The 23,142-nt window shown below is 61.4% G+C and carries 18 protein-coding genes and 1 other RNA gene; 12 read left to right on the top strand and 7 right to left on the bottom strand.

What is annotated here, in order from left to right; translation table 11 throughout:
- Positions 1-117: 117 nt before the first annotated feature.
- From LJE98_RS18755 to LJE98_RS18745, 3 genes are all read left to right on the top strand, one after another.
- Entirely contained in the window at positions 118-2,457 is a 2,340-nt protein-coding gene (locus LJE98_RS18755) for a glucose/quinate/shikimate family membrane-bound PQQ-dependent dehydrogenase (RefSeq protein ID WP_229576794.1), read from the top strand.
- A 130-nt stretch (positions 2,458-2,587) separates the two neighbouring features.
- Positions 2,588-2,866: a DUF6074 family protein gene (locus tag LJE98_RS18750; protein ID WP_229576793.1), complete on the top strand. Its 279-nt coding sequence runs from the start codon at positions 2,588-2,590 to the stop codon at positions 2,864-2,866.
- A gap of 119 nt (positions 2,867-2,985) precedes the next feature.
- Entirely contained in the window at positions 2,986-3,585 is a 600-nt protein-coding gene (locus tag LJE98_RS18745; RefSeq protein ID WP_229576792.1) for a thymidine kinase, read from the top strand.
- 25 nt (positions 3,586-3,610) lie between these two features.
- Here the strand turns inward: LJE98_RS18745 and LJE98_RS18740 are convergent, their stop codons facing one another.
- Positions 3,611-4,564 (bottom strand): glycosyl transferase family 90, encoded by a 954-nt coding sequence (locus LJE98_RS18740; protein ID WP_229576882.1) that lies wholly within the window; start codon positions 4,562-4,564, stop codon positions 3,611-3,613.
- Positions 4,565-4,651: 87 nt separating this feature from the next.
- Positions 4,652-7,138, bottom strand: coding sequence for an ATP-dependent helicase (locus tag LJE98_RS18735; RefSeq protein ID WP_229576791.1), 2,487 nt, complete (start codon positions 7,136-7,138; stop codon positions 4,652-4,654).
- Between the two features lie 276 nt (positions 7,139-7,414).
- Between LJE98_RS18735 and LJE98_RS18730 the strand changes: the two genes are divergently transcribed.
- From LJE98_RS18730 to LJE98_RS18715, 4 genes are all read left to right on the top strand, one after another.
- On the top strand, positions 7,415-8,635 hold the full coding sequence (locus LJE98_RS18730; protein ID WP_229576790.1) for an efflux RND transporter periplasmic adaptor subunit: 1,221 nt from the start codon (positions 7,415-7,417) through the stop codon (positions 8,633-8,635).
- On the top strand, positions 8,632-11,781 hold the full coding sequence (locus LJE98_RS18725; RefSeq protein WP_229576789.1) for an efflux RND transporter permease subunit: 3,150 nt from the start codon (positions 8,632-8,634) through the stop codon (positions 11,779-11,781). Before LJE98_RS18730 ends, LJE98_RS18725 begins: the two co-directional genes overlap by 4 nt.
- Positions 11,782-11,901: 120 nt before the next feature.
- Entirely contained in the window at positions 11,902-13,311 is a 1,410-nt protein-coding gene (locus LJE98_RS18720) for an FAD-binding oxidoreductase (RefSeq protein ID WP_229576788.1), read from the top strand.
- A gap of 73 nt (positions 13,312-13,384) precedes the next feature.
- Positions 13,385-17,125, top strand: coding sequence for an AsmA family protein (locus tag LJE98_RS18715; protein WP_229576787.1), 3,741 nt, complete (start codon positions 13,385-13,387; stop codon positions 17,123-17,125).
- Positions 17,126-17,152: 27 nt separating this feature from the next.
- Here LJE98_RS18715 and LJE98_RS18710 read toward each other — a convergent pair whose 3' ends face one another.
- The 5 genes from LJE98_RS18710 to ssrA all read right to left on the bottom strand — a co-directional run bounded on the left by LJE98_RS18710 (position 17,153) and on the right by ssrA (position 19,239).
- The gene (locus LJE98_RS18710; protein ID WP_229576786.1) at positions 17,153-17,509 is read right to left on the bottom strand and encodes a hypothetical protein; all 357 of its coding nucleotides are present in this window, start codon (positions 17,507-17,509) and stop codon (positions 17,153-17,155) included.
- A 152-nt stretch (positions 17,510-17,661) separates the two neighbouring features.
- Positions 17,662-17,883, bottom strand: coding sequence for a ribbon-helix-helix domain-containing protein (locus LJE98_RS18705; RefSeq protein ID WP_229576785.1), 222 nt, complete (start codon positions 17,881-17,883; stop codon positions 17,662-17,664).
- Positions 17,884-17,947: 64 nt separating this feature from the next.
- On the bottom strand, positions 17,948-18,139 hold the full coding sequence (locus LJE98_RS18700) for a DUF4169 family protein (protein ID WP_229576784.1): 192 nt from the start codon (positions 18,137-18,139) through the stop codon (positions 17,948-17,950).
- 50 nt (positions 18,140-18,189) lie between these two features.
- A complete protein-coding gene (locus LJE98_RS18695) occupies positions 18,190-18,693 on the bottom strand; it encodes an SspB family protein (RefSeq protein ID WP_229576783.1) in 504 nt (167 codons plus the stop codon).
- A gap of 169 nt (positions 18,694-18,862) precedes the next feature.
- Positions 18,863-19,239, bottom strand: a transfer-messenger RNA (tmRNA) gene (gene ssrA / locus LJE98_RS18690).
- Positions 19,240-19,376: 137 nt separating this feature from the next.
- On the opposite strand from ssrA, the gene LJE98_RS18685 reads away from it, so the two are divergent.
- From LJE98_RS18685 to LJE98_RS18665, 5 genes are all read left to right on the top strand, one after another.
- Entirely contained in the window at positions 19,377-20,171 is a 795-nt protein-coding gene (locus LJE98_RS18685) for a thymidylate synthase (RefSeq protein ID WP_229576782.1), read from the top strand.
- Positions 20,172-20,192: 21 nt separating this feature from the next.
- Complete coding sequence (locus tag LJE98_RS18680; RefSeq protein WP_229576781.1) at positions 20,193-20,714, top strand: dihydrofolate reductase; 522 nt, start codon at positions 20,193-20,195, stop codon at positions 20,712-20,714.
- Between the two features lie 153 nt (positions 20,715-20,867).
- Positions 20,868-21,995, top strand: coding sequence for an FtsH protease activity modulator HflK (gene hflK, locus LJE98_RS18675; RefSeq protein ID WP_229576780.1), 1,128 nt, complete (start codon positions 20,868-20,870; stop codon positions 21,993-21,995).
- A 1-nt stretch (position 21,996) separates the two neighbouring features.
- On the top strand, positions 21,997-22,947 hold the full coding sequence (hflC, locus tag LJE98_RS18670) for a protease modulator HflC (RefSeq protein WP_229576779.1): 951 nt from the start codon (positions 21,997-21,999) through the stop codon (positions 22,945-22,947).
- Between the two features lie 4 nt (positions 22,948-22,951).
- The gene (locus LJE98_RS18665; protein WP_229576778.1) at positions 22,952-23,137 is read left to right on the top strand and encodes a DUF2065 domain-containing protein; all 186 of its coding nucleotides are present in this window, start codon (positions 22,952-22,954) and stop codon (positions 23,135-23,137) included.
- Positions 23,138-23,142: the final 5 nt, after the last annotated feature.

Genomic DNA, 23,142 nt, shown 5'->3' with positions numbered 1-23,142 from the left:
CGAGGGTTCCGAAATATGGAACAATCATTTGGTTCCATCGTTCCGCTCAAAGCGTTCTTAGACGCGACCGCGCCTTGCGGTCGTATCCGCCACTTCTAAGCATCGAATGGAACCGGCATGTTTCTCATCGTTACCGCCGTCGTCTTCGGGGTCCTGGGACTCGTTCTCGGGGCAGGGGGAATACAGCTTCTCATCCTGGGCGGCAGTCCCTATTTCCTTCTCGCCGGGCTGGCCCTGCTGGCAACAGCTGTCTTGCTTTTCTTCAGGCGCGCGGAAGCGCTCTGGGTCTACGGCGTATTCATCCTTGTAAGCCTCATCTGGGCTGTTCTGGAAGTCGGTCTCGACTGGTGGCAGCTTGGCCCGCGCGGAGGCCTCATCGTCGTGCTCGGCCTGTGGCTGATGCTGCGGGCAATCCGGAGGAGGCTCGGTCCCGTTCATCGGCGAGATCGGGTGGCGGCCAGCATGCTGCCGGTCGCCGTGCCGGTCCTGGTGTCCGTCGTCGTTGCCGGCATTTCCCTGTTCGTCGAGCCCTATGGGCGCCACGGTGCGCTGCCGACTGAACAGGTAGCTGCCGCGCCTGCTCTTGGTGGTGATGTTCCCGATGCCGACTGGCACCAGTATGGCCGCACGTCCTATGGCCAGCGCTATTCGCCGCTCACCCAGATCACGACCGACAATGTCAAGGATCTGAAGATCGCCTGGACCTATCAAACCGGCGATGTGAAGCTGCCGGAGGATGTGGGCGAAACGACCTATCAGGTCACGCCGCTCAAGGTCGGAGACACGCTTTTTCTCTGCACGCCCCACAATTGGGCGATTGCCGTGGATGCGGCGACCGGGCAGGAGAAATGGAAATTCGATCCGAATGCAGGTCTCAATCCGGACCGGCAGCATCAGACCTGCCGAGGCGTTACCTACTACAAGGATCCGTCCGCCCTCGAAGACACCGTCTGCGCCGAGCGTGTCTACCTGCCGACGTCGGATGCCCGGCTGATCGCGCTTGATGCGGGTACCGGCGCCATCTGCGAGAATTTCGCCAATGGCGGCACGCTGCGGCTCGAGCAGAACATGCCCTACAATCCGGCGGGTTACTACTATTCGACCTCGCCACCGGTGATCGCTGCAGGCAAGATCATCATCGGCGGTGCGGTGAACGACAATTATTCGACACAGTCTCCCTCAGGCGTCATCCGAGCCTTCGACGTCAACACAGGGGAACTGGTCTGGAACTGGGACAGCGGCAATCCCACGCAGACCGCGCCCATTGGGCCGGACGAAACCTACACGCCAAATTCGCCGAACAGCTGGTCGATCTTTTCGGTCGATGAAGAGCTCGGCCTTGTCTACATTCCCCTCGGCAATCAGGTCCCCGACCAGCTCGGCATGGGTCGCAGCGAGAGTGTCGAGAAATACGCCTCCTCTATCGTTGCGCTCGACGTGAATACCGGACAGGACCGCTGGGTGCGCCAGACCGTGCATCATGACCTCTGGGACATGGATGTACCGGCACAGCCCGTCCTGATGGACCTCAACCGTGGCGACGGTACTGTGGTGCCAGCCCTGATCGGGCCGACCAAGCAGGGCGACATCTATGTGCTCGACCGCCGCAATGGCGAACCGATTATCCCGGTACGGGAGATCCCGGCCCCTGGTGGTGCGATCCCGGAGGACTTCGCAGCGCCGACGCAGCCAATTTCGGATCTCACCTTTCGGCCGCCGACGATGACCGAGAGCAATATGTGGGGTCTGACGATCATCGACCAGATGATGTGCCGGATCCAGTTCCACCAGCTGAAATACGAGGGCCAGTACACGCCGCCTTCGCTGGAAGGGACGCTCGTCTATCCCGGCAATTTCGGGACATTCAACTGGGGCTCGGTCGCGGTCGACCCTGAGCGGCAGGTGATGTTCGGAATGCCGACCTACCTGGCCTTTACCTCGCAGCTCGTGCCGCGGTCCGAAATTCCGCCGAAGGAGGCCGGCGCCACTGGATCCGAGCAGGGGCTGAACCGCAATGATGGTGCACCCTATGGGGTCATCATGGGACCGTTCCTGTCGCCGCTCGGCATTCCCTGCCAAGCTCCGCCATGGGGAACGATTGCCGGTGTCGATCTGAAGACGGGTCAGATTGCCTATCAGAAGCGCAATGGCACCGTCATGGACATGACGCCGCTGCCGCTGCCGTTCAAGGTCGGCGTTCCCGGCATTGGTGGTCCTATGATCACCAAGGGTGGCGTGGTCTTTCTGGGGGCGGCCGTCGACAACTATCTGCGCGCTTATGATCTGACCACAGGCGACCAGTTGTGGGAGACGCGGCTGCCGGCCGGCGGGCAGGCGACGCCGATGACTTATGCTCTGGATGACGGCAAGCAGTATGTCGTCATGGTGGCCGGGGGGCACGGCTCCGTCGGCACCGACCCGGGGGACTATGTCATCGCCTACACGCTCCCGGATTAAGCGACGTGAACCCGCCCGAACACTTCGGGCGGGTTCATTTTCGGGGCAGTTCGGCATGTCGGGCATTGCCGCGAAACGGAACGTTAACCATGTGATTCTAAACACATGTCGTAACGTGAGGATGTTTCGCATGAGTAGCCAAGCCATGAATGGCCCGACCACCCCAACCATCGCCTTCTTTCCGCTTGCGAACCGTAGGGATCTGGTGCGCCGTTCCGCGATCGAACTCGATCGGCTGAATGGCTATGCCGCGACGGAATTCTGGAAGGCGACCTGCCGCGGTCTCGGGAACGAACTCCTCGAACTCGGCTGCCCGGAAGACGAGATGCGGGCGGAAATCATGGACTTTCAGGCGGCAGTCCAGGTCGAATTGATGTGGCTGCACCGAGAGGAAGCTGCCCAGGGCTGAGGTTTTCTCGCTCATTGCCTTGATACTTCCTGTTGGCAACGCCGTGTGGTCCTTGTCCGTTGTCGTGCCGATCCGATAAGACGGCTTCGACACGGGATCCCATCACGAGCAGCGACGCCTTGGCCAAACTTCATTTCATCTATGCCACCATGAATGCTGGCAAATCGACGCTCCTCCTGCAGGCGGCCTATAACTACCAGGAACGCGGTATGCGGGTTGCCACGCTGATCAGCGCCTTCGACAACCGTGTCGGCAAGGGCTGGATCGGCTCGCGGATCGGTCTCAAGGCGGAAGCGGATGCTTTCGGCCCGGAGGACGACCTTTTCACCGCCATCAAGGCAGATCATCAGAAATCGCCGCTCTCCTGCGTCTTCGTCGACGAGGCACAGTTCCTGACCTCCGAGCAGGTCTGGCAGCTTTCACGGATTGTCGACGTGCTCGATATTCCCGTCATGGCCTATGGCCTGAGGACGGATTTTCGCGGTGAACTATTTCCGGGTTCCAAGGTCCTGCTGGCAATTGCAGACGAGTTGACCGAGGCTCGATCGATTTGCCATTGCGGTCGCAAGGCGACCATGGTCGTGCGCATGGGTGAGGATGGCACGGCGCAGCGGGACGGCGCACAGGTCCTGATCGGCGGCAACGAGACCTACACGTCGCTCTGCCGACGCCACTGGCAGATGGCGTTTGCGGCGGAAGAGGTGACTGGCGCCGCGTGAGCGTGGCGTGAGGTCGGTGCTGCGGTTACTTGAAAATGCTGTGCGCTTGCAATTGCCCGCTAAGACTCAGGTATTTTTCAAGTGCCAATATGGAGAGAGCGAGTTCTTTTTTTTCATCCAGGAATGATTTGAAATAAGTCTGCGCTTGGTCAATGATCTTCTTCGCTTCTTCAGGATAGGTTTCGTAATAATGAAACTTCTCCTCAATGTCCGCCATGTCATCCCGGATCTCGACATAATGTCGACCTGCTTCCAGGCGCCCCTCCATGTACCAGGTCTCGTACTTCGGTCTTGGAGAGAAGCACAGTGAATTGCTTGACATGATCCACTTCAGATTGGTTGCTACGTCATTGCCTTCGATTGAAACGATGTAGCGGTAGCGCAGTTGGTCGCTAATGGACAGGAAGGGCTTTTGCCAGTCGGTAGGAGCGCTGCCTCCCGTTGAACCCACATCGAATGAAGGGTGGTTGTAGAACTTCTCGAGGAGTGCGTGCCGAAGCCTATTGTTCGGTGATCCTCGCCATACAATCCTGGACTGTTTTTCCGCAAATGGACGCGGATCGTTCACGCCTTGGAAATGCCGGAACTTGTCCAGTTTCATCAGCACAGAATTCTGGTTTGTATCTCCGATAGGCCTGCTTTTGACAATGGTGGGAAGGTCCGGAACATGCGTAATGTCACCGAACATCGTCCTGACCCGCAAATCTCCATCGAAGTATCGAGCAGCTTCCATGAAGTCAAAATAATATCGACTTCTGTCTCGGCGTGTTTCTTCTATCGCATGACTACCAGATGACGCAGAAAATGGTCCGCTCAGCTTGTTGTAGTACTCAAGGCGCGACGAGATTTCTGCAAGATCGGCTTTTTCAATCGCGTTCAGGACGCCAGAACGTTTTGCGATGAAATAGCGGCGTGGAATTGCGTCTCGTACGGTATTTTGGGTGTAGTAAAGAACTCGCGCAACAGTTCTATTCAGCATTCCGGACACAGTGTTTGTCCCTTGGTCTTTTCGATCATTGCGGCGGCTTTACCATTAGATCCCGGGCTGGTCGAGTGACGCTTTATGTCATGCTACTCGCTCCACAAACCCGTCCAGAACACGTTTCTGGCCGGCCCGGTCAAAATCGATCGTCAGCTTGTTGCCGTCGATCGACGCGATGTTGCCATTGCCAAACTTGATATGGAAGACGCGGTCGCCGACCGAAAAACGCGAGGGTTCGGTCGTCGACGACTTGGCGACGAGTTCGCCGTCGATGGTCTTCGCCCTCGGGCCGCTCTCACCGTAACCGATGCGCTCGACGGCATGGCCGGAGCGGCTGCCCCAGTTGTCACGCGTGGCATCGGTCTTGTTGGCCTGGGCGCGTTTCCAGCCGGGCGTCGAATAGCTGTTCTGGAAGGGCTCCTGCTTGTCGAAGCGGGACTGGCCATAGGGATTTCGGCCATAGCCGCCATAGGAAGTTTCCGACTCGGCAACTTCCACATGCGCAGGCGGCAATTCTTCGAGGAAGCGGGACGGCAGGGTAGATTGCCACAGCCCATGGATGCGTCGGTTGGAGACGAACCAGATGTGGCAACGGCGCTTGGCTCGCGTGATGCCGACATAGGCAAGCCGGCGCTCCTCTTCGAGGCCCGAGCGGCCGCCCTCGTCCAGCGCGCGCTGATGGGGAAACAGGCCTTCCTCCCAGCCCGGCAGGAAGACGGTCTCGAATTCCAGACCCTTGGCCGAATGCAGCGTCATGATCGAGACGGCGTCGAGGTTCTCGTTGGTCTCGGCGTCCATGACCAGCGACACGTGCTCAAGGAAACCGCGCAGGCTCTCGAAGGCCTCCATCGAGCGGATGAGTTCCTTCAGGTTTTCCAGTCGTCCCGGCGCTTCGGCAGACTTGTCGTTCTGCCACATCGCCGTGTAGCCGCTTTCGTCGAGGATCTGCTCTGCGAGCTCGGTATGTGCCGTGGTTTCGAGCAGTGACTGCCAGCGGCGGAAATCGGTCACGACGTCGAAGAGCGCCTTGCGGGCTTTGGGCTTCAATTCATCCGTTTCGATGATGTCGGTCGCTGCCGCCAGCATCGGGATATCCCGGGCGCGGGCATAATCGTGCAGATTGCGGATCGTCGTGTCGCCGAGGCCACGCTTGGGCGTGTTGACAATACGCTCGAAAGCGAGATCGTCGGCCGGCTGGCAGACCAGACGAAAGTAAGCCATGGCATCGCGGATTTCGAGGCGCTCGTAGAAGCGTGGGCCGCCGATGACGCGGTAGTTAAGGCCGAGCGTGACGAAGCGGTCTTCGAATTCGCGCATCTGGAAGGAGGCGCGCACCAGAATTGCCATGTTGTTCAGCGGGTGCTGATTGCGCTGGAGCTGTTCGATCTCCTCGCCGACGGCCCTGGCTTCCTCTTCCGAATCCCAGGCGGCGTGAACCACGACCTTGTCGTCGTTGGGATCCACACGGTCGGTAAACAGCGTCTTGCCGAGGCGGCCCTCATTGTGGGCGATCAGGAAGCCGGCCGCACCGAGGATGTGTTCCGTCGATCGGTAGTTGCGCTCAAGCTTGATGACCTTGGCGCCGGGGAAGTCCTTCTCGAAGCGCAGGATGTTGTCCACCTCCGCGCCGCGCCAGCCATAGATGGACTGATCATCGTCGCCGACGCAGCAGACATTCTGCGGCACGCCCGGCGGACGCTGGGCAAGCAGGCGCAGCCACATGTACTGGGCGGTGTTGGTGTCCTGGTATTCGTCGACGAGGACATATTTGAAGCGCTGATGGTATTCCTTCAGCACATCCGGATTGGCTTTGAACATGCGGATCGGATGCAGCAAAAGGTCGCCGAAATCGCAGGCATTGAGCGTCTTGAGGCGGGCCTGATAGGCGGCATAGAGTTCGCGCCCCTTGCCGTTGGCGAAGGCGCGGGCATCGCCCTCCGGGATCTGCGCCGGATCGAGACCCTTGTTCTTCCAGCCGTCGATCATCTGGGCGAACTGCTTGGCCGGCCAGCGTTTGTCATCCAGCCCTTCGGCCTGGATGATCTGCTTGATGAGGCGCACGACGTCGTCGGTATCGAGAATGGTGAAGGCGGAGGAGAGGCCAACCAGTTCGGCATGGCGGCGCAGCAGCTTGACGCCGATGGAGTGGAAGGTGCCCATCCACGGCATGCCCTCGACTGCACCGCCGACGAGATGACCGACGCGCTCCTTCATCTCGCGCGCAGCCTTGTTGGTGAAGGTCACCGCGAGGATTTGGCTGGGATAGGCGTGATTGGTCGCGAGAATATGGGCGATCCGGGTGGTCAGCACGCGGGTCTTGCCCGTACCCGCACCGGCCAGTACCAATACGGGGCCATCGACGGTTTCAACCGCCTCGCGCTGTTCGGGGTTAAGACCGGAGAGATAGTCGGGCGCGCGGGCCTGGTTCCGGGCGGCCATGGCGCGGGCCGCAATGCCGAGGCCACCACCGGAGGACGCTCCAGGTTCTGCAGCAGGGGCCGGAGACGCAGCCGGCTTGCGCGGCGCGGGTTCTTCATCGAAGAATGGAATGTCGTCGAAACCGTTACTCATGCGGCCCAATGTAGTGATTCGGGTCGGAAAGGCCAGTGACGGCGTTCTGGTTTTATTCCTCGCGCCTGCTAACTCACGGATTTCAAACGTCTCCGGACGCCGCCCATGATATTGTGGAAGCGGCGCATATCTGCGGTGTGAACCGAGCCGTGTTCACGGTGGCGTGAAAAGACGCGAGATTACAAATCAGTAAGCTTGACGTTGTGCCATTGCCACCGACCGTTTGCACCCGATACTTAGCGCCTGACATTCCGTTTTTACATTTTGGAGCCTTGCATGCCGATTTGGAAGCAACTCGCCATCAGTCTTGCCGTTCTCTTCGCGGGTCTCTGTGCCCTGGTCTATTTTTCACCCGGAGCAGGGCGAACGCTCGTTTCCATGGGCGTGCCGGCATCGGCGGTCGCGCTGCTGTCCAGCGGGCCTGAGGGTGAAGGACAGGGCAGGCGGCAGGCGCAGTCCGGCGGCCAGGGACAAGGTGCAGGACAAGGGCAAGGCGGCGGCCAGGCTCAGGGCAACCGTCGTGGCGGTGGCAACCAGGCCATTCTTGTGGCCACGCAGCCGGTGACCATGGGCGTGGTGAACGACCGGTTGAGCGCGATCGGCGACGGAGAGGCCATCGAGGCCGTGACCGTTATGCCGCAGGCCTCCGGGACCCTTGCGGAGATCCTGGTCTCGTCCGGCCAGAAAGTGACGAAGGGCGACGTGATCGCCCGGCTGGATCGGGAAGAACAGGTTATCTTGCGCGACCAGTCGGCCGTGGCGCTGCGCAGCGCCAAGGAAAAAGCCGAATCCTACCGAAACCTGCAGAGCTTCTCGCGACTGGATGTCCTGGATGCGCAGATCGCTGAGGAGCAGGCACAGCTGCAGCTCACCACGGCCGAACTGAACCTGAAACGCCGCGACATCGTGGCACCGATCGACGGCGTGATCGGGATCGTCGGCGTCAATGTCGGCGACAATGTAACGAACACGACCGCCATCGTTTCCCTCGACAATCGCAGCCAGCTTCTGGTCGATTTCTGGGCTCCCGAGCGTTTCGTGGCAGCTGTCCGACCGGGCATGCCGGTCGAGGCAAGGTCCGTCTCGCGCCCGGGACAGGCCTTCAACGGCGTCGTCGAGGCCGTCGACAGCCGTGTGGATCAGGCAAGTCGCACGATCCGAATTCGCGCGAAGATCGACAATCCGGACGATGTCCTGCGTGCCGGCATGTCGTTTGCCGTATCGATGCGTTTCCCCGGTGATCGATATGCGGCGGTCAATCCGCTCGCGGTCCAGTGGGACGGTGAGGGATCCTTCGTCTGGCAGATTGTCGATAACAAGTCCGTGAAGACGCGTGTGACGATCGTTCAGCGCAATTCGGACCAGATCCTGGTCGAGGCGTCGTTGAAGGAAGGGGATGTCGTGGCGGTCGAAGGCCTGCAGCGTGTGCGCGAGGGTGGGGCGATCGAGATTGTTGGACAAGCCAAGGCCGGATCCGGGGAGGTTGCCGTACGATGAGTTCGACAGAGAACGCTTCCGAACAGTCCGGGCGCAGCTTCACCGCGCTCTTCGTCCGCCGGCCGGTTCTCGCGGCGGTCCTTAACACCCTGCTCGTCGTGGCGGGTCTCGCGGCCCTGGCCGGCATCGAAATTCGCGAATTGCCCGATGTCGACCAGCCGGTGATCACGGTCAGCACCGATTATGACGGCGCTTCGGCCGAAACCATGGATCAGGAGGTGACGCGCATCATCGAGGGCGCCGTCGCCCGGGTGAGTGGTCTGAAGTCGATGTCCTCGCGCTCCCAGTTCGGGGACAGCCGGACGACGCTCGAATTCAGCGATAGTGTCGACCTGGCCGTCGCTGCGAACGATGTGCGCGATGCGCTGGGGCGGGTGCGTAACCAGTTGCCCGACGATACGGATGAACCACGCATCGTGAAGGCGGATGCGGACTCGCAGCCGATCATGCGGCTTGCCGTGACCTCCACCACGCTCTCCATGGAAGATCTGACGCTTCTGGTCGACAACGAGATCTCCGACCGGCTGGCAGCAGTCGAAGGCGTCGCCGACGTCCAGGTCTATGGCGATCAGGAAAAGGTCTTCCGGATCGACGTCAACCAGGCGGCGCTCGCCAGCCGGGGGCTCAGCATCGCCAGCCTTGCAACGGCGCTCCAGGACTCTTCGCTCGACGTGCCGGCTGGCTCGCTTGAATCGCAGACACAAGACATCGTCGTGCGGGCGACCGCCAATCTGACCACGGTCGAGGATTTCGAGAACGTCCTGATCGGCGATCGCGTCCGGCTGCGCGATGTGGCAACGGTGACACTCGGGCCTGACGAAGGCTCGACCTCGCTGCGTTCCAATGGCGTCCAGGGCGTCGGCCTCGGCATCATCCGCCAGGCGCAGTCCAACACCTTGAACATCTCGGCAGGCGTTCATGGCGCCGTGGATGCCATGGCGAGCGCCCTGCCTGAGGGTACGCGTGTCATCGTCACCAGCGATGACGCGGTCTTCATTCAGGGGGCTTTGCATGAGGTCGAGATCGCGCTCGGGCTCTCGGCCGTCATCGTGCTCGTGGTCCTCTTCCTTTTCCTGCGCGACTGGAGAGCGACCCTGATCCCGGCGCTCACCATGCCGGTCGCCTTGATCGGGACGCTGGCGGCGATCTATCTCGTCGGCTTTTCGCTCAACATCCTGACCCTGCTTGCCATCGTTCTCGCCACGGGTCTCGTGGTGGACGACGCAATTGTCGTGCTCGAAAATATCGTCCGTCGTCGGGCGGAGGGGATGGGGCCGCGCGCCGCGGCGGTGCTGGGGACGCAGGAAGTGTTTTTTGCCGTCATTGCGACCACGGCGACGCTCGCTGCGGTCTTTGTGCCCCTGTCATTCCTGCCGGGCCAGCTCGGCGGCCTGTTCCGCGAATTCGGTTTCGTGCTCGCCTTCGCGGTGCTGCTTTCTTCGGCCACCGCCCTGACGCTGTGCCCGATGATGGCATCGCGCATGCTGTCACGCGAAACCAAGGACGACCGCGGCTTGCTGAGTGCATTCGGCAAGCGTTTCGCCGGCTTCTATGCACGGACACTGCGGGCCGGGCTCGGTAATCCTCTGCTGGTCTGCATCTTCGCCCTGGTGTTTTCGGGGGCGGCCTATGTTGCCTTTACGGGGATCCAGAGCGAGATCACACCCCGCGAGGACCGCTCCCTGGTTCTGATGCGGCTTTCGACACCGCAAGGGTCGAGCCTCGCCTATACCCGCGACCAGTTGCAGCGGGTTGAGGAAAACCTGCAGCCGCTGAGAGACAGTGGCGAGATCCAGAACATCTTCTCGATTTCCGGACAGGGCTCGTCGAACAGCGCCTTCATGGTGATGACGCTCGCGCCGTGGTCAGAGCGTGCGCGCAACCAGAACGAGATCGTTCAGGACGTGAATGCGGCGGCCGCCAAGGTGCCGGCGCTTCGCGGCAACGTGTTCCAGACCAACAGTCTGCGTATTCGTGGCGCTGGCAGTGGACTGCAGATGGCGGTGGTCGGCTCGAACCATGAGACGCTCACGGCCGCGGCGATCAAGATCGTCGAGGAACTGAGTGTCCGCCCCGAATTCCAGACACCGCGTCTCGAAAACGAGCCGACCCAGGCGCAGATCTCGGTGACGATCGACCGGGAACGCGCATCCGATCTCGGCATCGATATCGGCGCCATCGGCACCTCCTTGCAAGCCTTGCTCGAGGGGCGTTCGGTCACGGACGTCTTCGTTGACGGTAACTCGATCCCAGTTCGACTGGTGTCGAGCACCCAGCCGATCAACGATCCGACGGATCTGGAAAACATCTTCCTCACGACATCCGATGGCCGCGTGGTGCCGATGTCGACCATTGCATCGCTGGAAGAGAAGGCCGTCTCGCCGACCCTGAACCGCGAGCAACAGCTTGCCTCGGTTTCCTTCTCGGCCGGGCTTGGGGATGGTGTCGCTCTTGGAGATGCCGTCGAGATGGTGACACAGATCGTTCAGCCGCTCCTGCCGCCTGGTGCAAGGCTCATTCCGCTTGCGGAGGCTGCGACGCTGGAAGAGAACAGCTATGGCATGGCGCTCACCTTCGGCTTCGCCATCGCGATCATCTTCCTGGTGCTCTCCGCGCAGTTCGAAAGTGTGATCTCCTCGCTGATCATCATGGCCACGGTGCCACTCGGTCTGGCCTGTGCCGTGTTCGCGCTGATCGTGACGGGGTCGACGCTCAACGTCTACAGCCAGATCGGTCTCGTGCTGCTCGTCGGCGTGATGGCGAAGAACGGCATTCTCATTGTTGAATTCGCCAACCAGCTCCGTGACCGGGGGCTCTCCGTGCGGGAGGCGATCGAGACGGCCTGCACGATCAGATTGCGTCCGGTCATGATGACGATGATCGCGACTGTGCTCGGCGGGGTGCCGCTGGTGCTGGCGCAAGGTGCAGGTGCCGAAGCGCGCATCGCGCTCGGCTGGGTGATTGTCGGCGGTCTCGGCTTCGCGACGCTGGTCACGCTCTACATCACCCCCGTTGCCTACCTGTTGCTGGCAGGCTTCTCCAAGCCACATGCCCAGGAAGAGGCGCGCCTGAAGACGGAGCTGGAGGATGCCACGCTCAAGATCGCCAATGATGCCGGTGCTCCTCCGCGAATTGCAGCGGAGTGACCGGCTAGAGCGCTTGGATGTGCGCATCGGCCGTCTGGACAAATCTCAAGGCCTATCCCATAGCAGGGGCGCACCGGCACGTCGCCGCTGCGCCCCATGGCTGAATTCGAGAGGTCGCGGATGGCCCGCAAGGATGTAATCAACGGCAAGCGCAATGAAGACGGCATCGCGCTGGTCTTGCCCATGCTGAAACAGCGTTTCGGCGAACGTTTCCAGATCGGCGAAAGCTTTCGGGAGCAGCACAGCCACACGACCACCTATCTGCCGTCGCAGCGTCCCGACGGGGTGGTATTCGTCGAAGCTGCGGCCGAAGTGCAGGAGATCGTGCGTGTTTGCGCTGCCCATCGTGTGCCGATCATTCCTTTCGGCACCGGTTCGTCGCTGGAGGGGCAGGTCAACGCCCCCAGTGGCGGGATTTCCGTGGACTTTACCCGGATGAACAGGATCCTCTCGGTCAATGCCGAGGATCTCGACTGCACGGTCGAGCCGGGCGTAACCCGCGAGGACCTCAACACCTATCTGCGTGACACCGGCCTTTTCTTCCCCATCGATCCCGGTGCCAATGCCTCGATCGGCGGCATGACGGCGACGCGCGCTTCCGGCACCAATGCCGTGCGCTACGGCACGATGAAGGACAATGTCCTGGCGCTCACCGTCGTCACCGCCGATGGTGAAGAGATCCGCACGGCCCGGCGGGCTCGCAAATCCTCGGCCGGCTACGACCTGACGCGTCTCTTTGTCGGTTCGGAGGGCACGCTCGGCATCATCACCTCGATCACGCTGCGTCTGCAGGGCATTCCGGCCAAGATCAGTGGCGGCGTCTGCGCCTTCCCCACGCTTGAAGACGCCTGCAACGCGGTGATCATGACCATCCAGTTGGGCATTCCGGTTGCGCGAATCGAGTTGCTCGACGAGATGCAGATCCGCGCCTGCAACGCCTATTCGAAGCTCTCCTATGCCGAGCGCCCGACGCTCTTCGTCGAGTTTCACGGCACCGAGGAGACGGTCGCCCTGCAGGCCGCGCAGTTCAGAGAGATCGCGGCCGATTTCGGCGGTGATGAATTCGCCTACACGGCGAATGCGGAAGAACGGAGCCAGTTGTGGAAGGCCCGCCACAATGCCTATTGGGCAAGCCGGGCGCTGGCGCCGGAGCTTGCAGCACTCTCGACCGATGTCTGCGTGCCGATCTCCAGGCTCGCCGAATGCGTTGCCGCAACGCAGGCCGACATTCGCGAACAGGGGTTTCTCGCTCCGATCGTCGGGCATGCGGGTGACGGCAATTTTCACGTTCTTCTGCTCTTCAACGACAAGGATGCAGCGGATGTGGAAAAGGCGGAAGCCTTCCTGGAGCGGCTGAATGGCCGAGCACTTGCGCTGGATGGCACCTGCACGGGCGAGCATGGGATCGGGCAGGGCAAGATCGGCTATCTGCAGCAGGAACTCGGCTCGGCACTGCCGGCGATGCGCGCCATCAAGGCGAGCCTCGATCCTGACAATATATTCAATCCCGGCAAGATCTTTCGCCAGTGACTGCAAGAGCTTGCGGGTTGCCCCGCTGGTGAATTGCGTTACCTTCGGGCCGTAATCAAGGGAGTGAACATCCGTGCTCGGACGCATACTGGCAACGCTTGGCGGTCTTGTGGTGGTTGCGCTCTTTGCAGCCCTGCTGGCGCCTGTCTTCGTCGACTGGACCAATTTCCGTCAGAACTTCGAGGACCAGGCGAGCCAGTTGCTCGGCAAGAAGGTTGTGGTCAATGGAGCGGTCAGCGCGCGGCTCCTGCCGTTCCCCTCTGTTACCATGGAGGATGTGACCGTCGGCACCGATGTCGACGGGACGCCATTGGTGCGGGTGGCGCGGTTTTCGCTCGACGCAGAGCTTGCGCCTTTCCTCTCAGGGGAGGCCCGCATTTTCGACATGCGGATCGAGGAGCCGCAGGCGCGCATCCGTTTGCTGGCGGATGGTTCGCTGGACTGGCTGCGCGGCAGCAGGCCGAGCATTCCCGCCCGCACCGTGGTCCTGGAAAAGGTCTCCGTCAGTGGTGGTACGATCGAGTTCATCGATCAGCAGTCGGGACGCGACCGGATCGTGACCAATCTCGACGCGTCTCTTTCTGCGCGCACGCTCGCCGGTCCGTGGTCCATCGAGGGACGTGCCGAACTGGATGGAGAGGCGGCAAGTTTCGGCCTCACGACATCCGAATTCGCCGGGACCTCCCTGCCGCTGAGGATGCGCATCGATCCCGAGAGGCGACCTTTCGACCTCATGCTTGAGGGGGATCTGGCCCTCCAAGACGGCAAGCCGCATTACACAGGAAACTTCACGTCGACCTGGAAAGTCGCCGACGCGCCCGAGGCTTTCGAGGCCGGCCAGAAGCCGGTGCCGGCCCCGCGCGTTCGTGGTGAGTTCAAGCTGGCGAATGACAGCATCACCATCCCGACCTACCGGCTGGAACTTGGCGATTTCGTCGACCCGTATGTGATCACCGGTGAAGCCAAGCTCGACACGGGTACGAATCCGGAATTCCTGCTGACGGCCGAGGGGCAGCAGGTCGATGTCAACCGGCTGGCGGCCGACGGGAGCCGGGCAAAGACGTCACGGAACGGGTCCGTTTCTGTCCAGCAGAGGATGGTGTTGCTTCTGGCGACAGCCGCGCAGATCCCGATTCCCAAGGTGCCCGGCCGGGCAAGCCTTCGGCTGCCGGCGCTTGTGGCCGGAGATGCTGTATTCCGGGATCTGCAGCTTGACATTCGCCCGGCCGGTGACGGCTGGACCGTGGACAGGGCTGTCGGATTGTTGCCTGGACGCACCCAGGTCGAGGCGAGCGGACGGCTGGTGCTCATCGGCACGCCGTCCTTCGAAGGAAACCTGCTTGTCGCCTCGACACAACCGTCGGGACTGGCCACCTGGATCTCAGGCCGGGTGGATCCGGCCATCCGCGGGCTGACATCCGCCGGGTTTTCCGCCTCCGTCAACCTGACCCCGGAGCTGCAACGCTTCGAGAAGCTGGAGCTTGCGATCGGTGCGGAGCCCCTGAAAGGCCGGATCGAACGCGAATCGCGCGCCGGTTCCGCGGCAAGCCTTTCCGTCGATCTCGATGGAGAAAAGCTTGATCTGGACGCCGCGCGGGCGATCGCAGCCCTCATCATCGGTGAGGATGCCGAACAGCGTCTTCTGGCCGAACGGGTCGCTGCCCGTTTGAATGTCGACGAATTGCTGGCATTCGGCGTCACCGCCGAACAGGTCGAGGCGATCGTGACCTACCAGTCCGGCCAGCTTGCCATCGAGCGCCTGAACCTTGGCAGTGTGGCCGGCAGTTCGTTGCGCGTCAGCGGCAAGCTGCGAGATACCGAGACCCAGCCGGTCGGCGAGGGGCAGATCGCATTCAAATCTGCCGACCCGGAACCGTTCCTGGCGCTGCTGCGTGAGCGGTTGCCGAACAGCCCCATCATCGAACGGCTGGCCAAGGCGGCACTCTGGTATCAGGACACGGATATCCAGATCACGCTGAGCGTTCCGGAAGACGGGGCGGTGGTTCTTGATGCGAACGGTCGAGCCTCTGACAGTGTGGTTTCGCTCAAGGCTGGCGCTGGTGATCTGTCGACCCTTCTGTCAGGCGGCGAGCGGCGCTTCGAGCTGCAGCTCGAAAACGATGAGGCGCAGATCCTGCTCGGGCAAGCAGGTTTCAATCCCTTGCCCTGGACGATCGGGGAGGGCGGTGCGCTGACCCTCACGCTTGACGCAGCAGGTGATGGGAATGCCGAGGCCGTTGTGCGCTTCGACGGCGTCGCAACGACCCTCGACGCGACCGCGGAACTGACAGCGTTTGACACGTCCGGCCTTCTTGACGGTGATTGGCAGGTCTCGCTCGAAAGTGCTGATATCGGCCCTTATCTGATGGCACTTGGCCTGAGCTTGCCCGATGCAGCGACCGGCGTACCGATCGCGGGCGAAACGCGGCTTTCGCTGGCCAAGGGCCAACTTGCCGTCGAGAGTTTCGAGGCGAGCCTTGCCGGTCAAGCGGTCGCGGCCGAGGGGCGTGTCGATCTGACGACTGCGGTGCCATCTGCCGTCGGGAAGGTCACTCTCGATCAGCTCGACCTCGACTGGCTGGCGGAATCCGCGGTCGGCCCGCTCAGAGATCCGACAAGCGGCACTCTGTCTTCTGCAGCCTTGGGGCCCATGGCACTGCCTTTCGATCTCGATCTGGGGCTGACCGTCAACCGGCTTTGGCCCGGTCTGGGCGAAGCCATGACCGATCTATCCGGAACCCTTCGCAACAAGGCCGGCGAACTCACCTTCGATGATGTGTCGGCCGATTGGCTGGGCGGGCGGATCAAAGGGCGCTTCTCGGTGGCGAACACCGACGGAAACGGTTTCCTTCGAGCGCGGCTCGATCTGGCCGACGGCGATATCGCCCGCATGGTCAACGCTTTGCGTGTCGAACGAGGCATCGCGACGACGGACAGTCCTTCGGGTCGCATGGACCTCACCTTCGTCGTGGAGGGTGGTGGCAAGACGCCGGCAGAGCTGATCGGACTGTCGAGCGGATCCGGAGAGGCGCGGATGAAGGGCCTGACGCTGGATGAGTTCGATCTGTCCATCATGCCGAGGCTGATCACCGAAGCCGATGCGCTCGGCACCGAGATCGATGAGGAAAAGGTCCTGGCGCTCGTGGACAGACTGATCACGGCCGGATCCACGCCGCTGGGGGACGTAACCGTGCCTTTCGCGCTGTCGGACGGCACCGTGCGTGTCCAGGCCGCGACCCATCAGACGGCGCAGGCAGAACTCGACGGCGCGCTGCGACTGGATCTGCGTGCCGGCACGCTGGATGGGGAGGTCGGGATTGCCTTCGATGCCGGGGATGCTGCCATGGACGGGACACAGCCCGATCTACGCCTGTTGCTCGAGGGGCCGACCCTTGCGCCCGAACGGGTGCTCGACGTGACTGAGCTCACCAATTTCTTCTCCTTGCGAGCCTTCGAGGCCGAGCGGCGGCGGGTCGAGGCACTGCAGGCGACCGTTCTGGAGAAGCAGAGGCTCAGGCGGGAGGCAGCCCTTGCACGCGCCCGAGACGACGAGCGCCGGCGTGCTGAGGCTGAACGGCTCAGACTGGAAGAAGAAGCCCGTTTGAAGGCGGAAGCTGATGCAGCAGCCTTGGAGGCTGCCAGAGAGGCTGACGCGGCTCCGAAGCCCTCTGATCCGCCGATTCCGGAGGAGCGGGGCTTTGTGACGACGGAGACGGTTCCATCGCAACCGGTCGTGCCAGTGGCGCCGGAGGAGCGGGTGACCCGCCAGCCCCTGCCGGAACTTCAGTTCAATGGCTTGCCGGGGGTCAACTGAACCGGGTCCAGGACCGGATCGACCGGATCAAACATACGCTGTCCGCTCACCAAAGGGTGTGTCTTCGACATTCTCGGAGAGGTTCGATGTGCCGATCGTTTCGCTTTCACCCGACAGCAGGGTTTCGGCCTGAACTTCTGCCGTCGGTTCGGACGTCGGCTTCAGCTGGGCCAGCTTCGCTTCGGCAGCGGCCAGTGCTGCGCGGAGCTCCGTGAGCGCTTCATTGATTTCCGCTTCCTCGTCGTCCGTAGTGGCCGAGCTCAAGGCCTCTTCCTGACTGGAAATGCTTGCCTCAAGACTTGCGATCTCGGACTTGATTGCAGAGGTCGAGTTGCTTGTGGACGATAAGATCGTCTGGGTAGTCGAGGTGGAAACCGTCGTCATGGAAAATGGCCTCTTGCTGAATGGGTGCTGGAACGATTCGCCAGAGGCAATACAAAATCCGGCGGCGATGGGCCCTAGGATCTACCCTTCGGGAATCACAGGATGAACGATACAACGCGATACCTAAATATGCCTGTCTCGCATTGTGTATTTCATGGCCGTTGATGCCTCTCCTTCAGGTCCCGCAGCACGAAGAGGCGCAATGCGGAAGAGAGGTTCGAATCAAGTGGCCGGGCTTCGTCGATGTCTGCGATCAGGGCCGCGAAACTCAGTCCACGTTCAGAGGCGATTGTCCTGAGTTCGTCGAGAAACGCGTCTTCGACGGAGAAACTCGTCCTGTGGCCGTGAAGGGTGATCGAGCGCTTGCGGATCATGGCGGTTCCCCGGGACAATATTCGGAGGATGGCGCTGACAGGATCGCCAAGGACAGGCGGGCCCTTACTCCGGATCCGACTTTTCGATGCGGCCCTGCTCGTGTTCGCGGAAAGCCTTGTCATTCTGCGCCCGGGTGAGGGACTTTTCCGCCTTGGTCCGCCCGTAGGTTATGCGGTTCTGTTCGGCGGTCGTCTCGCGCTCGCTACGGGCCTTCGCCTTGCGGAACTGGCGGAGATTGACGACGTCTGCGGCCATTCTGGTCCCTCGATGAAGACGGCCGGGCATCGGCCCGGCCATTCGTCAGATCACTGCTTCTTGCGGAAGGCGTCGAGCGAGACGACGGAGCCTTCCTTCTTCTCGTCCGATTTCGCTGATTCCGGCTCATCCGTCTTCGCAATGGCCTCCACCGGATAAGCCGTGATTTCGGCGTCGTTCTCTTCCTCCTCCGTCAACGGGACATCGAATTCGAGTTCGAAGTTCACCGACGGATCATAGAAGCCGCGGATGGCATTGAAGGGGATGACCAGCTTCTCGGGCGTGTCGGAGAAGGAGAGGCCGATCTCGAAAAGGCTGTCGGTAACCTTGAGCTCCCAGAACTGGTGCTGCACGACAATCGTCATCTGTTCGGCATATTTCGCCTTGAGATGCTGGGAGATGCGCACGCCCGGCGCTCCGGTCAGGAAGGTGATGAAGAAGTGGTGGTCACCGGGCAGCCGGCCTGTCGCCGCAACCTCGGTCAAGACCTTGCGGATGACTCCGCGCAGGGCGTCCTGGGCCAGAATGTCGTAGCGAATGTGGTCGTGCCCCATCAGATCCTGCTTTCCTAATCATGCCGATTTCGACGGCTTATGCCATGACGCGGCGACGCGGAAAAGCCCCGACGCGTTAAACTGGTTCGGCGAATGTACATCAATTCGCGGCCTGCGGGTAGCGGCGAAATCCGAAGCAATTCATGGGGAAAGACTGAGGGAGAAGTTAGGTGAAGGCTTCTGTTGCCAGGTGCCTTCGGACCCCGCCTTAAGGGGCTAACCCTAAGGACTTAGAGCGGGTTTCCCGCACCACCGTTAGGCAGCGAGAGCGTAACCCTTAGCGTTGTTGTCGTTTGCAACTACACTTGTGACCCGATAACGGCGGTATCATGCCGAGCAAAAGTTCGATCTTTACGCCCTTGTCGATCCTATTTCGCCCCCATCAAAAGCCGGTCCGCAAAGACTTCGTCATCGACCGGTTTTTGGTGGAGGCGCCGGGTACCGCCCCCGGGTCCAATAGGTTTATTACATCGACCGTTTATCGCCATATCCGGAGCAAGCCCCGGCAAGGCTGATATAGGTGTTTCCGTCCCTGATGAAAAGAGGGTGGAAGCACAATCGTCGGTCTGCGATAAATTCCCCGGAGCGCAGGCAGCGATCGAGCGGGGAAAAGACGATTTGGCGGATTGGTTAAAGGTCGCGCCGGAAGTAAGCTGTGCCTAGAATAGATCGGGACTAGAGCCATGCACCAGTATCACGACCTCTTGCGCCATGTTTTGGACAATGGCAGTGACCGCGGCGATCGCACCGGGACCGGCACGCGCTCCGTGTTCGGTCATCAGATGCGATTCGATCTGGCCGACGGCTTTCCTGTCATCACGACCAAACGCCTGCACTTGAAGTCGATCATTCATGAACTGCTCTGGTTCTTGAAGGGTGACACGAATATCCGCTACCTCAAGGAAAATGGCGTCAGCATCTGGGACGAATGGGCCGACGAAGACGGCAATCTCGGACCTGTCTACGGTGCGCAGTGGCGGTCCTGGCCGGATTATGATGGCGGCCATATCGATCAGATGGCCCGGCTCGTCGAGAGCATCAAGACGAACCCCAATTCGCGCCGGCATATCGTCACCGCCTGGAACCCGGCGCTGGTCGACGAAATGGCGCTGCCACCCTGCCACTGCCTCTTCCAGTTCTACGTCGCCGACGGACGGCTCTCCTGCCAACTCTACCAGCGCTCTGCCGACATCTTTCTCGGCGTGCCCTTCAACATCGCGTCCTATGCGCTGCTGACCTTGATGATGGCCCAGGTGACGGGGCTCGAGCCGGGGGATTTCGTGCACACTCTGGGTGATGCGCATCTCTATGCGAACCATTTCGACCAGGCCAAGCTTCAACTGACCCGCACGCCGAAGGCATTGCCGGTGATGAAACTCAATCCCGTCGTGAAGGATCTGTTTTCCTTTGCCTATGAGGACTTCAGCCTGATCGGCTATGAGGCCGATGCGAGCATCAAGGCACCGATCGCGGTCTAGGCGCGGCGAGGACAAAAGAGCATGACTCCCATCAAGACCGTGATCATCGTGGCCGTTTCGCAAAACGGCATTATCGGCCGTGATGGCGACATGCCATGGAAGCTGTCGACGGATCTCAGGCGCTTCAAGGCGCTGAGTATGGGCAAGCCGCTGGTGATGGGGCGCAAGACTTTCGAATCCGTCGGGTCGAAGCCGCTGCCGGGTCGTCTGCATATCATTGTCAGCCGCAGCGAGGGCTTCGACATGCCCGGCGTGGAAAGCGCGACGAGCCTCGAAGACGCGCTGGACCGTGCGAAAAGCATGGCCCGCACAAGTGGCGTCGCGGAAGTCTGTATCGTCGGCGGTGGTGAAATCTACCGTCAGGCGCTTGAGCACGCCGACATGCTGCATGTCACGCATGTCGAGACCGTCGTGGATGGCGATACCTCGTTTCCACAGATCGATCCTGCGGTGTTCGAGCTCATCGAGGAGACTTCGGTTCCGGCGGGCGAAAAGGACAATTTCCCGACGCGATACGCGATATACCGTCGCAGAAGCGCCTGATAACGCAAAATTTGCCCTTTCCGATGAAGAAGTTGCCCCCTTCGCGTTGAAAGGCGGGGCCACGATACCTATAACCCTCTGGAACCTCATGCATGCTAGCCGATCGGCCAGCGGGCGGGGGACTTGGGAGCTTTTTACAGCAAAGAGGTATTGATGCCCTGGAGCAATCAAAACGGCGGCGGCGGCGGTCCATGGGGCGGCGGCGGTGGCGGCGGTAACAATCAGGGTCCCTGGGGGCAGGGGCCGAACCGGCCACGCGGCAGCGGCGGCGGCGGCAATCAGCCCCCGGATCTCGAGGACCTCATCCGCCGGGGCCAGGATCGACTGAAAAATGTCGTGCCCGGTGGCTTCAACGGTGGCGTCTTCGTCATCGTGGGTATCGTGCTTGTCGCCTTCTGGGCCATGCAGTCGATCTACACTGTGCAGCCCGACGAGCGCGGCGTTGAACTTCGCTTTGGCAAGCCGAAGCAAGACATTTCGATGCCGGGCCTGCATTTCCATCTCTGGCCGGTCGAATCGGTCGAGATCGTCAAGGTCACGGAGCAGCAGCAGAATGTCGGCAGTCGTCCGACCTCCAACAATCCGGGCGCCGGGCTCATGCTCAGCGGCGACCAGAATATCGTGAGCGTCCAGTTCTCGGTTCTGTTCACGGTTTCCGATCCGCAGGCCTTCCTCTTCAACCTGGAAGATCCTTCGCAGACCCTGCAGCAGGTGGCCGAAAGCGCCATGCGTGAAGTCGTCGGCCGTCGTCCGGCCCAGGATGTCTTCCGCGACAATCGTGAGGAAATCTCGACGCAGGTGCGGGCGATCATTCAGGGGACCATGGATACCTACGGCTCCGGTATCGCGATCAATGCTGTTCCGATCGAGGATGCGGCGCCGCCGCGCGAGGTGGCTGAAGCCTTCGAAGAAGTCCAGCGCGCCCAGCAGGACGAAGACCGTTTCGTCGAAGAGGCCAACCAGTATTCCAACCAGCGTCTCGGTCAGGCACGCGGTCAGTCCGCACAGATCCGTGAAGAGGCGGCCGCCTACAAGGATCGTGTCGTCAAGGAAGCCGAAGGTGAGGCGCAGCGCTTCATCTCGATCTACGACGAATACGTCAAGGCACCCGACGTCACGCGCCAGCGCATCTATCTTGAAACAATGGAGAATGTCCTGCGCAATTCGAACAAGGTGATCATCGACGAACAGCAGGGGGTTCTGCCCTATCTGCCGCTCAACGAAATCACGCGTCAGTCGAGCAATCAGCCGGCAGGCCAGTCTTCGACGGGAGGGAACTGAGATGGAAAATCGTCTCCCCTATTTCCTCGTCGCCATCGGCGTCGCGCTCTTCCTGGCATACTCGTCGATCTTCGTGGTCAACGAACGCGAACAGGCTCTTGTTTTGCGCTTCGGCCAGATCCAGGACGTGAAGGCCGAACCGGGCCTTTACTTCAAGCTGCCTTTCGCCTTCATGGACGCCGATCGAGTCCAGTATGTCGAAGACCGCGCCTTGCGCTTCGACCTGCCGGATATCCGGGTGCAGGTCCGTGGCGGTGCGTTCTATGAAGTGGATGCCTTTGCGGTCTATCGCATTACCGATGCCCGCCGTTTCCGTGAAACGGTCTCTGCCGATCGCGAAGCCGCCGAGTCGCGTCTGCGCACCCGCCTCGATGCGGCCCTCCGCCGCGTCTACGGTCTGCGCAACTTCGATGCGGCTCTCTCCGAAGAGCGTGGTTCGATGATGTCGGATGTTCGCGACGATCTCCAGGCCGCTGCCGAAAGCCTCGGCCTGCAGGTCACGGATGTTCGGATCCGCCGCACCGACCTTACCCAGGAAGTCTCGCAGCAGACCTTCGAGCGCATGAAGGCCGAACGTCTGGCCGAAGCGGAACTGATCCGCGCACGCGGTAACGAAGAAGGCCAGCGTCGCCGGGCGATCGCCGACCGTCAGGTCGTCGAACTCCAGGCCGAAGCGCAGCGCGATTCGGAAATCCTTCGCGGTGAGGGCGATGCGCAGCGCAACAGCATCTTCGCTGATGCGTTCCAGCGGGATCCGGCCTTCTTCGAGTTCTACCGCTCGATGCGTGCCTATGTTGCTTCGCTGAGCAATCAGGGGACCACGATGGTTCTCTCGCCAGACAGCGACTTCTTCCGCTTCTTCAACAGCGGAGTAGGAACCGGTGGAGCAGGACGGGCTGCGCCCGCTCCGGCACCAGCGCCGGCAGCGCCGCCGGCCGCGGTCGGCAACTGACACGATGGATGACCTGTTCGCAGGGATTGCCATCTTTCTGATCATCGAGGGGCTGGCCTATGCGCTGGCCCCTCGATTTCTTGTGCGGATGGCGCGGCTCCTGCCACATATCCCCGAAGACCAGTTGCGGCTTGTCGGCATGACCGCTGTCACTTTCGGCGCGGCAATCCTGTGGCTGCTGCGCGGCTGACAAGA

The sequence above is a fragment of the Rhizobium sp. 'Codium 1' genome (assembly GCF_020889605.1).
Classification (GTDB): Bacteria; Pseudomonadota; Alphaproteobacteria; order Rhizobiales; family Rhizobiaceae; genus Allorhizobium; species Allorhizobium algae.
The sequence above is the reverse complement of the archived record's forward strand: the minus strand, read 5'-3'. Positions and strand labels throughout refer to the sequence as shown.

Bases quoted from the DNA above. Each gene is read 5' to 3' on its own strand.
- LJE98_RS18740 (WP_229576882.1), bottom strand. From the start codon at position 4,564: ATGCTGAATAGAACTGTTGCGCGAGTTCTTTACTACACCCAAAATACC.
- hflC (WP_229576779.1), top strand. From the start codon at position 21,997: ATGGAAAATCGTCTCCCCTATTTCCTCGTCGCCATCGGCGTCGCGCTC.
- LJE98_RS18665 (WP_229576778.1), top strand. From the start codon at position 22,952: ATGGATGACCTGTTCGCAGGGATTGCCATCTTTCTGATCATCGAGGGG.
- LJE98_RS18730 (WP_229576790.1), top strand. From the start codon at position 7,415: ATGCCGATTTGGAAGCAACTCGCCATCAGTCTTGCCGTTCTCTTCGCG.
- hflK (WP_229576780.1), top strand. From the start codon at position 20,868: ATGCCCTGGAGCAATCAAAACGGCGGCGGCGGCGGTCCATGGGGCGGC.
- LJE98_RS18750 (WP_229576793.1), top strand. From the start codon at position 2,588: ATGAGTAGCCAAGCCATGAATGGCCCGACCACCCCAACCATCGCCTTC.
- LJE98_RS18735 (WP_229576791.1), bottom strand. From the start codon at position 7,138: ATGAGTAACGGTTTCGACGACATTCCATTCTTCGATGAAGAACCCGCG.
- LJE98_RS18705 (WP_229576785.1), bottom strand. From the start codon at position 17,883: ATGATCCGCAAGCGCTCGATCACCCTTCACGGCCACAGGACGAGTTTC.
- LJE98_RS18720 (WP_229576788.1), top strand. From the start codon at position 11,902: ATGGCCCGCAAGGATGTAATCAACGGCAAGCGCAATGAAGACGGCATC.
- LJE98_RS18710 (WP_229576786.1), bottom strand. From the start codon at position 17,509: ATGACGACGGTTTCCACCTCGACTACCCAGACGATCTTATCGTCCACA.
- LJE98_RS18725 (WP_229576789.1), top strand. From the start codon at position 8,632: ATGAGTTCGACAGAGAACGCTTCCGAACAGTCCGGGCGCAGCTTCACC.
- LJE98_RS18695 (WP_229576783.1), bottom strand. From the start codon at position 18,693: ATGGGGCACGACCACATTCGCTACGACATTCTGGCCCAGGACGCCCTG.
- LJE98_RS18755 (WP_229576794.1), top strand. From the start codon at position 118: ATGTTTCTCATCGTTACCGCCGTCGTCTTCGGGGTCCTGGGACTCGTT.
- LJE98_RS18700 (WP_229576784.1), bottom strand. From the start codon at position 18,139: ATGGCCGCAGACGTCGTCAATCTCCGCCAGTTCCGCAAGGCGAAGGCC.
- LJE98_RS18685 (WP_229576782.1), top strand. From the start codon at position 19,377: ATGCACCAGTATCACGACCTCTTGCGCCATGTTTTGGACAATGGCAGT.
- LJE98_RS18680 (WP_229576781.1), top strand. From the start codon at position 20,193: ATGACTCCCATCAAGACCGTGATCATCGTGGCCGTTTCGCAAAACGGC.